The sequence below is a fragment of the Verrucomicrobiota bacterium genome (genome assembly GCA_027622555.1).
GTDB lineage: Bacteria > Verrucomicrobiota > Verrucomicrobiia > Opitutales > UBA2995 > UBA2995.
In genome coordinates, this window is record JAQBYJ010000148.1 from 1 (window position 1) to 11,027 (window position 11,027).

Here is an 11,027-nt window from a genome sequence, read left to right on the forward strand (position 1 = left end):
CTGCGGCCAACTACCTCTTTGCAGGTTCGCCTTGCACTGGCTGAGGAAGCTGATTTCAATTCAGGTCTCTTACATAAGCTGCTTTAGCTGCGAATCGTATTACCAGGAGGATCGGGCTAAAGCAGCTCCTACCTAAAAATAGACGCCACATTTCTGATTTTAGGTAGGCCTCGATCGCCGAGCGAACCGTATTGGAAACGGTGGTTTGTGCCTTTACAAACCGCCCTACCATTTTCAGCGACAGATTAAGGTTGATATGCTCTAGAGCAAAAGTTCTGCCAAAGTACCCACCGACGTTCAGTTCCAAATGACAGGCATGAATACCTGATCAGCTTTTCTTCGGAATGGCTTCTAATTCTTCCCAACGGGCAAAGGCTTTTTCCTGTTTTTCTTCCAATGCGGCTAACGCTTTCGCTGCTTCGGTTGCGGTTAAACCACTTGTTTTGAAATAGTCGGGCTGCGCCATGTTTTCCATCAATGCGGTGTGTTCTTTCTCGAGTGCTTCGATGATGACTGGAAGACTTTCAAGTTCCTTGTTTTCGCTGACTGAGATTACTCGTGCCTTTTTCGCGGATTCTTTCGATTTTGGTTTTGCGGGTTTAGGAGTCGGAGTATCCGTGGTCTGGTGACGCAAATAGTCGTCGTAGCCGCCGTTGTATTCTACCACATCACCATTTTCGATCGATAGGACACTGGTCGTAATGTTATTTAAAAATTCCCGGTCGTGAGAAACCAGTAGAATGGTTCCGTTGAACTCCAGAAGCATCTCCTCCATCAACTCCATTGTTTCGATGTCGAGGTCATTGGTGGGCTCATCGAGGACATAGACATTGGCAGGTTGAGCAAAAAGCTTGGCCAACATGAGGCGGTTTCTTTCACCACCGGAAAGCTTGTCGATGGAAGATTGAGCGCGATTGGGGTCGAACAGAAAGCGTTGCAGGTAGGACATTACATGCAGTGGTTGACCGTTGAAGGTGAGGGTGTCGCTTTTATCCCAGATGTTTTCGACCAAGGTTTTTTGGGGATCGAGCTGGCTGCGGTGTTGGTCGAAATAGGCGATCTCCAATTTACTACCGTGTTCCACCGTTCCAGAGACGGGCTCTAATTGCTTCAGGAGCAATCTTAGGAGGGTTGTTTTACCCGATCCATTGGGACCAATGATTCCAATCTTGTCGCCTCTCCAGATGGTGGCAGTAAACGGGTTGATGTAGGTTTTTCCATCGAAGGCCATGGAAACGTCCTCGGCCATGATAACCTTTCTTCCGGAGGATGCCCCGTCTTGCATGGATAGCCTCGCTGTACCCGATCTTTCGCGACGTTGTGAGCGCTCGACCCTTAGGTCTTTTAGTGCACGAACGCGGCCTTCGTTCCGTGTGCGTCTGGCTTGAATGCCTTTGCGAATCCAGACTTCTTCCTTGGACAGTTTTTTGTCGAAGACCTTATTTTCTTTTTCTTCGGCCTGGAGTAGGGTGGCTTTGCGCTCAAGAAACAGGTCGTAGGAGCAATCCCAGCTGGTTAATCTGCCACGGTCCAACTCAATAATCCGCGTCGCTAATTTCCTCAGGAACATCCGGTCGTGAGTAATAAACAGAATGGATTTCCCATATTTCATCATGAAGTCTTCGAGCCAGCGTATGGAATCAATGTCCATATGATTGGTAGGTTCATCCAATAAAAGAAGATCCGGCTCTGCGACCAAGGCTTGCGCCAGGAGGGTCCGGCGTTTCATTCCGCCGGATAAAGTATTGAACTCCGCATCCCCGTTCAGGGTCAACCGAGTCAGGATTCTTTCAATCTTCTGTTCCAGTTCCCAGCCATCGGTATCTTGCAGCACCTGCTCGATTTCGTGCATACGTTCCAGGATTTTGTCGTCGTTTTCGCCGCCGAGCTCCATGGTTATGTGGTGGTACTCGGCGATCAAGAGGGCCGATTCACCAGCGCCCTGGGCGACTACATCAAACACGGTCCCCGGAATTTCAACACGAGGATCCTGGTCCAGTTTGGCAATTTTCAAGCCTGGTTGTCTTTCAAATTCACCTGCATCTGGTTCCTGCTCCCCCAAGATTATTTTGAGTAGTGTAGATTTGCCCTCACCATTTCTGCCGACAATACAAACGCGTTCGCCCATTTCGACTGACATCTGAACGGTATCCAGGATAGGTGGGCCACCAAAGGCCAGGGTCGTATTTCGTAGGCTGAGTAAAGGCATAATAAATGAGCGGCAAAGAGGAGCCTATACTTTGAATCACTACAACTCATTTTATTGTTTAGTGGATATTGGTATGATTTGGTATTGTAGCTGCGTTTGGAAACCCTGGGTTTTTAGGGTATCGAGCACCGCTGCATTTGTCTATGGTGTCCCTGTTTTCCATCCCTCTTGGTTGTTTCCTCAGTGTGTTAAAAAGGAAATAATTCAATCTTTTTGCACTTAATCCTTTATCGCCGCCTCAAATCGTACACTCTTATTTCAAACTTTCTTACTACCACAGTTATGACGACTGAGATCGCCATTGTTCTCGCTATTCTTTTAATATCCTTGGTTCTGTTTATTACGGAAAAGGTGCGTATGGATGTAGTCGCCTTGTTGGTGTTAGTATCTCTGGCTTTAACAAATTCGGTCACACCAAACGAAGCCCTGGCCGGGTTTAGTAACGCCGCGGTAATTACGGTCTGGGCGATGTTTATATTAAGTGCCGGACTTACAGAGACTGGTGTGGCTGGAATGATCGGTAAACAAGTCCTGAAGATGGCGGGGAATACTGAGATCCGAATGATCTTGGTAATTATGATCACCTCAGGGGTATTATCTGCCTTCATGAACAATATTGGCGTCGCTGCCTTTATGTTACCAGTGGTCATTACAGTTGCCCGAAAACGTGGCGTGGCGCCCTCGCGACTGCTGATGCCTTTGGCCTATGGTTCATTGCTTGGGGGGCTAACAACCATGATTGGAACTCCGCCCAATTTACTGATTAGTAATGCATTGCGTGAGGCCAATTACGAGCCGTTCAAATTATTCGATTTTACCCCACTAGGTGGAGTGGTAATGATCGTTGGAACGCTGTTTGTGGGGTTAACTGCACGGTATTTTTTACCTTCCCGCGATCCTGGCAGTGAATCCTCAGGAGTCGACCGGTCCACATTAGATAACCAATACGCACTCCGGGAACGGGCGTTCTTTATAAAACTGGAACAAGGATCACTGCTTGCTGGGAAAAGTCTCCAGGAATCGAACTTTGGCCGAAATCTTGGTCTTCAGGTGATTGCGCTGCAACGCAATGGAGACACCCAATTTGCCCCTGGACCTAAAACCATACTGGCGGAGGGCGATCGGCTCTACACTCAGGGTGAAACAGAGCGACTCAACGAACTTATGGGTTGGCATGAGCTTGTTCCGGTTCAGTCCAAAACAGAGCAGCTTAATGCGGACTCCTCGTTCCCGATGATAGAAGCCAAAATTTCTGAGCATGCAGATTTTGTAGGAAAAACACTCAAGGATTCCGGCTTTCGGAGTACGTTTTCATTAAACATTTTGAAGGTCTATCATTCAGGAAAAGTTCTGGACGATGATTTGGCGTTACAGACCTTACAACCAGGAGATCGATTGCTCCTGCAGGGATCGCAGGCTGCCATTGATGCGTTGGAATCGAACCCAGCCTTTGAAGATCTTCAACTACCTTCGGTCGAGCTGTTAGACCGGTATAAGTCTATTCACCGAAAACTTTTCGAGGTAGAAATTCCCGAAGGTTCCTGGTTGGCGGGAAAAGCACTCGAAGACAGTAGACTCGGTCAGCTTTTCGATATCCATGTAATTTCCATCAAGCGGGCAGGGGACGAATTGTTGTTGCCCGACCCTCAAATGCCATTGCAGGCAGGAGATGTGCTCACACTCCATAGTCGTCCGGAAAATCTAGATACGCTGCGTGGATTTCAGCAATTGAAGATCGAAACATCAGAGCGTTCTGATGCTGCCATTCTCGAAGCTGAGGATATCGAATTGATTGAAGCCACGTTGGCTCCCAATTCACGTTTCGCCGGAAAGACCCCAGTGGAAATTCAATTGCGGAATCAATACGGATTGCAACTCCTGGGTGTATTGCGAGCGAATGAAGTGTATCGGGCGGACTTGGGGAAAATGCGTATTGAATATGGAGATGCGCTTCTGTTGATGGGCCCGCGCGAGAAACTGGCGCTAATCCAACAGGACAAAAACTTTTTATTACTTGGTCATTTACCAGAAACTAAAGGTGAAGGTGGCAATAAACGTCTGATTGCCGGTCTCATAATGGCGGCGGTTATAATACCGGTAATTGTATTTGGGACGTCTATTGCTATTACTGCTATTGCAGGCGCAACCCTGATGGTGCTCACGAGATGTATCCGTATGGAAGACGCTTATCGAGCTATTGAGTGGCGTGCTGTATTTTTAATCGCTGGAATGCTTCCCTTGGGTACAGCCATGCAATCGTCGGGAGCAACTGCCTACCTGACAAATGGTTTAATGAGCGTCATTGGCGGGCAAGGTCCCTGGATCGTGATTGGAGGACTTTATATTGTAACTTCCTTGGCCACGACGATCATACCGACATCTGCTTTAGTAGTGCTGATGTCGCCCATCGCTATTCAGTCTTCAGTTGAAATGGGTATCTCTCCCTACGCGGCCATGATGGCGATAGCCGTGGCTGCATCCGCCAGTTTCACCAGTCCGATTTCTCATCCTGCCAACGTGCTTGTGATGGGCCCCGGAGGTTATCGTTTTGTCGATTACCTGAAAATGGGAGTTCCTCTGGCGATCATAATTTTCATCACCTCTATGATCTGCTTGCCGTTTATGTGGCCCCTGAAATAGTTGTCTTTTTTCTGGGATGACAGCTTGTTCGAATGATGGAATTCGACGGCCCCGTTTGAGCCTTCTAGCGTTTGATGCAGTAAATTCCGGCTGATGTTCGAATGAGTAAACGATCGTTGGCGATCGCCGGAGTGGCCATACACATATCGTCTTCCGTAAGGCGATTTACGTGAAGAAGTTCGAACGTTTTACCTGCTTTGAATACGAAGGTTTCTCCGTCTTCACTGAGGCAAAACACTTTTCCGTCATAGGCCCAGGGTGATGATGTAAATCCGCTTTTGTCGCGTGGAATTTTTTCTTTATCGAAATGAAGAGCCCCCGTTTTGGGATCCATGGACGACAACATGCCTCGGTCCCAAAGAACATAGAGTTGATCCTGGTAGAGCAGCGTAGATGGATTGTAGGGTGCAGCGTGCCAGTCGGACCAAACGATAAACTCATTTGAAGTGTTTGATTCGTCGACTGAGATGTCGCCGCTTGCTCCGGGGCGGATGGCGTAGACGGGTTTGTTTCGGCTTCCTACGTATCCTGAGGAAACATATAACAGCCCATCTGCGGAATAGGGAGTCGCGATGGTGATGCTGGACATGCCTTCAAATGACCAAAGTTCCTCACCGTTCAAATCATAGGATCGGACTCTTTTTGTCGAAGGAATGATTATCTCGGTTCGAAGATCATTTTCCCACACGTAGGGTGAAGACCAGTTGCTTTCCTGGTCGCGCGCTTTCCTCCATATTTCTTTTCCATTTGTTTTGTTAAGCGCAAGCAACCATGAGTCCTCTTCGTTATCATTCACAATGTAGAGTCGGTCTTTGTGGATGATCGGAGAAGCTGCGGTGCCCCAGCCGTATCTGGTAAATTGTGGTTTGAATGATTTGGACCACTTGGGATTTCCGTCCATGTCGAATACAAATAAACCTACATTGCCGAAGTAGAAATAGACTCTTTCGCCGTCAGTCACCGGCGTTTCAGAAGCAAAACTGTTTTTGAGATGGATCCCGGTTTTAGGCTTCTCTTCAAGGACGGTATGTTCCCAATTGATCGTTCCTGAATACAGGTCCAAGCAGTAAACAACCCATGAGTGAACGGTCTCCGGAACTTCCAGACGGTTTCCTCCGAAATAAAGTCCTTTCATTGGCTCTTCCGATGTTCCTGAATTTATTACGGTGGTCAGAAATACCTTATCTCCCCAAACGATAGGTGAGGACCAGCCTCTTCCGGGAATGTCTGTTTTCCAGGCAACGTTTTCAGTTGCCGACCAAGTGTCAGGCAAATTATTGCCCGAGCCGATGCCGCGTGAATCAGCTCCACGAAACTGAGGCCAGTTGGAATTGGAGCCCATGGCATGGGAAGAAAAAACGATGCAAAGGAGCGTGAGAAAACGATCTGCGTATTTCATAGTTAAAGAATCTGTTTATCCATTTATTGATCATTTGGCTGCGCATGGCGAGATCACAATGTGAGGCCAGGTTTCAGAGGGTGTGATTTTTAAAAGTGTCAAAATCGCAGCTAGAGGATTCAACGAATATCGATCGGCGAGTGAATGGGCTAAGTTACCTCAGAAAAAGTCATCCGCGTATATTAACAGGAGCAACTTTAGTCGCGACCTGAAGGTTTTTGATGTACGAGTTGCGAATAAATTTACTCCTACACTTTGTGCAGAGATCTTGACCGACAACGAAGTGAAAAACAATTGGATCCGGGTTTAAACACCAGACTTCATTCATGATGCTAGAACCTGGCTGGAAAACCATGGGTGAAGACAATCAGGTTCTCGGTAAGTCAACTGTCGACCTTCGCACATCTTGTCTGTCTGAACACTCGTTGAGTAGCTCTATCACCCTTGAAAATAGTCTCACATTTGAAGGGATATAGCGGGTTCCAGAGGAAATGTCCTACTAAAAGAACCTTTGGACTTTAAGTCAGGTTATGTCACTGTTCCCGAAAAGCCGGGGCTTGGTATAGAATTTAATGAGAAAGAATTAAAAAAAATAACGGTTAGTTGAATCTATGTTTTTATTCCCTCACAAAATGCCCAATCCCTCTGATTTTTAAGTATGAATTTATCTAAACTAGAAGGTATACTTCCAGTCCTTCCAACGCCTTTCGACGAAGATGGCAATGTGGATATTTCTGCCATGGAAAAGGTGACCCGATTCTGTATTGACGCGGGTGCGAGTGCATTGGTTTTTCCGGGAGTTGCCAGCGAGTATGACCATCTTTCTTCTGATGAGCAGCAGGAATTGCTGGGAGTGGTTTGTCGTGTTGCAGACGGTCGGCTTCCGATTATTTGCGGTGGCGGTAATGGTGGACCGGAACACATTGGCCGCAACATCATGCGAGCTCATGAGCTCGGTGCGGTTGCTGCCATGGTGTTGATTCCTAAAGAATTTGCAGGAGACGTTGATGGTGCTCAGTTCTTCATCGAGTCGGTCATTGAGCAAGCCCCCGGCGTGGATATTATTTTGCAAAACGCACCAGCTCCCGTCGGTGCTGGACTTGAGGCAACTGAATCGAGCCGGATTGTTTCAGCCTGCCCAGCCATTCGCTACGTTAAGGAAGAGGCACTTCCGTCTGGTCCGCGAATCAGCGCTATTCAAGCAGCTGCACCCGAGCATTTGATGGGCGTTATTGGTGGCGGTGGAGCCCGTTATCTGATCGATGAAATGAACCGGGGAGCCATTGCTGCGATGCCGGCTGCGGAGATTACCGATCTACACGTAAGAATGTGGAACGCGTATCAATCGGGAAATGAATCGGAAGCACGCGAATTATACATGAGGACTTTGCCGCTTCTAATCATTCAACTGCTCTATCGTATGCGCCTTACAAAATACGTCCTGACTCGACGGGGCATCTTTTCCAATTCTCATGTTCGCGCTCCTTTGCCGGATTTCGATGAATTTGACCAAACGGAACTGGGTGCACAGTTGGAGTCCCTCTCAAGTCTTTTCGAAATCGCTCCTCTAAAAACCGTGGACGTATGAGTCGCGTCTCCAAAGTCGAAACGTTTATACTGACCATTCCGCGGGATGAACCCTATCTCGGAGCACTACGAAAGGGCGAAGAGAAAAACGAGAAGGGTTACTTTGTTCGCAAGGGCAATAAAACGGTTTATCTGGATAAGGACAGAACGGTTTTGGTGCGTGTGGAGACGGAGTCAGGTGCTGTTGGCTGGGGTGAAACCTATGGGTTGGTTGCTCCGAAAGCGACTACTGAAATTATCTATGATCTCCTTGCTGATTTTGTGATAGGACGTGATCCTGCTGAGGCTTCTGAGATTCACGATTTTCTCTATGACCTGATGCGTGTCCGTGGGTATTCCGGCGGATTTTATTTGGATGCATTGGCCGCCGTGGACATTGCGCTTTGGGACGCAGCCGGAAGAGAGGCTGGCAAATCGGTTGCTGAACTTTTGGGAGGTCGATTGCATGACGCTATACCCGCCTATGTCTCCGGATTGCCCAAACCGACCTTGGAAGAACGCGTTGCCTTTGCTTTGGAATGGCAGGCTAGGGGATTCAATAGTTTCAAATTCGCAGCAACCGTCGCCGATGATGGAAACGTGAAAGAAATGGCCGGTCTAAGAGCAGCTCTTGGTCCGGATGCGAAAATTTCCTGCGACATGCACTGGGCCCACACACCTGAAGGAGCCATTGCAGAAATTAAAGCGATGGAGCCATACGACCTTTGGTTTGCCGAGGCTCCTATTATTACAGAAGACATTCAGGGTCTGTCCAAGGTCGCTGCCTCTACAGCAACGCCCACAGCTGTGGGGGAGGAGTGGCGAACGCTCTTTGACGCGAATCTTCGCTTCAATGCCAATGCGGTTCAGATCGTTCAGCCGGAGATGGGACATACGGGTATCACCGAATTTGTCCGGATAGCGAGGGCAGCGCATTCAAGGGGAATTCCTCTTTTGCCACATGCCACAATTGGTTCAGGTATTTTTCTAGCTGCTAGCCTGCAAGCCGGCTTGGCTATGGAAGGTCTGATGGGGCACGAATTTCAACATTCAATCTTCAATCGAAATACGGGACTCATTACCGAAGGCTTGGAATGTTCCAACGGAGTCTATCGCGTGACCGATGCTCCGGGGATTGGTGTCGAATTAACTGAAGACGCCATCTCCAAGCTCGAGAGTTATCCTTAAGCTCACAGAAGATCTTTCTTCTCAACCGGTGCCAGTAATGCATATTTATTGTAGGAGGGGGTTTATCCCCCGATTGTTCGAAATACTACCATGTGATCGGGGGGTAAACCCCCTCCTACAGCTTCTTCTACAGCTCAAAAAAACACCACTAACATGCAAACAGTAGATTATGTTGTAATTATTCTTTATATCGTCGGCATTGTTACGGCGGGAATGGTGTTTGCGGGTAAGATGAAAAACTCGAAGGACATGTTTGCTGCCGGAGGACAATCGCCCTGGTGGGTCTCCGGACTCTCTGCGTTCATGACGATGTTCTCTGCTGGTACCTTTGTTATTTGGGGTGGCATAGCCTACAAATATGGAGTGGTGGCGATTGCTATCAACCTTTGCTACGGTGTCTCAGCTTTATTGGTAGGCTGGCTCATTGCTGGTGTTTGGAGAAAAGCGGGAGTGGATTCAGCCTCTGAGTTTCTTCAGCTTCGTTACGGCAGTTCGATTGTTCAATTCTATACCTGGTTTAAAGGTTCGTTGACCTTGTTCAGTACCGGAGGCGCGGTTTATGCGCTGTCCAAAATCGTTTGTGCATTGATGCCTTTGCCCGAGGGTCATCTTTTGGCGGATGCCTCAACCGGTCATTTATCGGTACCGCTCACTTCCATTGCGCTCTGCGTTATTGTCATAGTCATTACTTTTGTAGGTGGGCTGTGGGCGGTCTTAATGACGGACGTATTGCAGTTTGTGATACTTACGGTTTCCGTGGTCTTTGTTGTTCCACTTATTCTTATCGAAGTAGGAGGGTGGGGTACGTTTCGAGCTGCTGCTCCGGAAGGATTCATGTCACCGGTTGCGGCTGATTTCTCCTGGTGGTTTTTACTGGGCTGGATGATCGTTAACTTTTTTGTCTTTGCGGCCGATTGGTCATTTGTTCAGCGGTGGGTCTGTGTGCCGACCGAAAAGGATGCTAAAAAATCCGCTTACCTGATTGCTGCATTGTATCTGGTCAGCCCCATTTTTTGGATGCTGCCTCCACTGCTTTACCGCGTCATCAATTCTGATGCGGATACTGAGCAGGCTTATATCCTCGCATGTAAGTTGGTCCTTCCAGCTGGAATGGTTGGTTTGATGGTGGCGGCGATGGCCTCGGCTACTGCCAGCATGGCAACGACTCGTCTCAATGTGTTTGCGGGTGCATTTACCGAGGTTTATCATCGCACGTTTGCGAAGTCAGCCACTGAAACTCAACTGGTATTCGTCGGGCGTATAATAACCATTATTCTAGGATTGGTCGTTCTTATGGGAGCGCTACTGATTCCAAGATACGGCTACACGAAATTTATAGTTGATATCAACACGCTGTTATACGTCCCGCTGTTTCTCCCCTCGGTTTGGGGATTATTCTCAAAAAAGATTGGTCTGAAAGCGGTTTGGTTTACGACCGTTGCCGGTTTTGTATCGGCCTATATTATTAAATTTGCATTGGCCAAAGGAGGGTTCCTGGCGGATGTCGATCTTCTTCAACCTTTGGTGGGATGGATCGCGGAAAACAGGAGAATTGCCGACCTGCTTGTAGGAGTAGTGACGCCGTTTATAATTCTGATTTTCTTGGAGCTGCTTGGTAAACACGAACACTCTGGATGGGAGCGTGCACAGAAGGCGAAACGCGCTTTTCACGAGGAACCTGCCGTCAAGGTGGATTCATTACCTGGAAAAATGGTAGCTATTTCTCTGGTCGTCATTGCCGTTCTCATGGCGTCATTATCGCTTATCGATCGTGAACAAGCAGGAATCCTCGTCACGCTAGCCTTTGTCCTTTTTGCTATAGCAGGTGTTCTCACTGTATTTTTGCGTCGAGCGGATAAACTGGCCAAGCAATCTCAGGTCCCATTTTCGGTCAACGGTTGACTATAAAATAATTCGAAAGCCTCTCCATTCCCATGTTTCTACCTAGACCCTGTTCGAAAAGCCGCTGGTTGTCCGTAAAATGCGCATGATAAAGTTTTGGAAAACCAGTATTAAGGCTTGAAA

At 48.0% G+C, this 11,027-nt stretch carries 7 protein-coding genes; 5 read left to right on the forward strand and 2 right to left on the reverse strand.

Translation table 11 applies throughout. From position 1 onward, the window contains the following. Positions 1 to 328 precede the first annotated feature (328 nt). The gene (locus O3C43_22650) at positions 329 to 2,209 is read right to left on the reverse strand and encodes an ATP-binding cassette domain-containing protein (GenBank protein ID MDA1069292.1); all 1,881 of its coding nucleotides are present in this window, start codon (positions 2,207 to 2,209) and stop codon (positions 329 to 331) included. Between the two features lie 282 nt (positions 2,210 to 2,491). On the opposite strand from O3C43_22650, the gene O3C43_22655 reads away from it, so the two are divergent. Next, positions 2,492 to 4,849, forward strand: coding sequence for an SLC13 family permease (locus O3C43_22655; GenBank protein ID MDA1069293.1), 2,358 nt, complete (start codon positions 2,492 to 2,494; stop codon positions 4,847 to 4,849). A gap of 64 nt (positions 4,850 to 4,913) precedes the next feature. Here the strand turns inward: O3C43_22655 and O3C43_22660 are convergent, their stop codons facing one another. Then, complete coding sequence (locus O3C43_22660) at positions 4,914 to 6,248, reverse strand: PQQ-binding-like beta-propeller repeat protein (protein MDA1069294.1); 1,335 nt, start codon at positions 6,246 to 6,248, stop codon at positions 4,914 to 4,916. Positions 6,249 to 6,574: 326 nt separating this feature from the next. On the opposite strand from O3C43_22660, the gene O3C43_22665 reads away from it, so the two are divergent. The 4 genes from O3C43_22665 to O3C43_22680 all read left to right on the forward strand — a co-directional run bounded on the left by O3C43_22665 (position 6,575) and on the right by O3C43_22680 (position 10,904). Beyond that, positions 6,575 to 6,724 (forward strand): hypothetical protein, encoded by a 150-nt coding sequence (locus tag O3C43_22665; protein ID MDA1069295.1) that lies wholly within the window; start codon positions 6,575 to 6,577, stop codon positions 6,722 to 6,724. A 182-nt stretch (positions 6,725 to 6,906) separates the two neighbouring features. Beyond that, on the forward strand, positions 6,907 to 7,836 hold the full coding sequence (locus tag O3C43_22670) for a dihydrodipicolinate synthase family protein (protein MDA1069296.1): 930 nt from the start codon (positions 6,907 to 6,909) through the stop codon (positions 7,834 to 7,836). Then, entirely contained in the window at positions 7,833 to 9,002 is a 1,170-nt protein-coding gene (locus O3C43_22675; GenBank protein MDA1069297.1) for a mandelate racemase/muconate lactonizing enzyme family protein, read from the forward strand. Before O3C43_22670 ends, O3C43_22675 begins: the two co-directional genes overlap by 4 nt. A gap of 153 nt (positions 9,003 to 9,155) precedes the next feature. Next, positions 9,156 to 10,904, forward strand: a complete 1,749-nt coding sequence (locus O3C43_22680) for a Na+:solute symporter (protein ID MDA1069298.1) — start codon at positions 9,156 to 9,158, stop codon at positions 10,902 to 10,904. Positions 10,905 to 11,027: the final 123 nt, after the last annotated feature.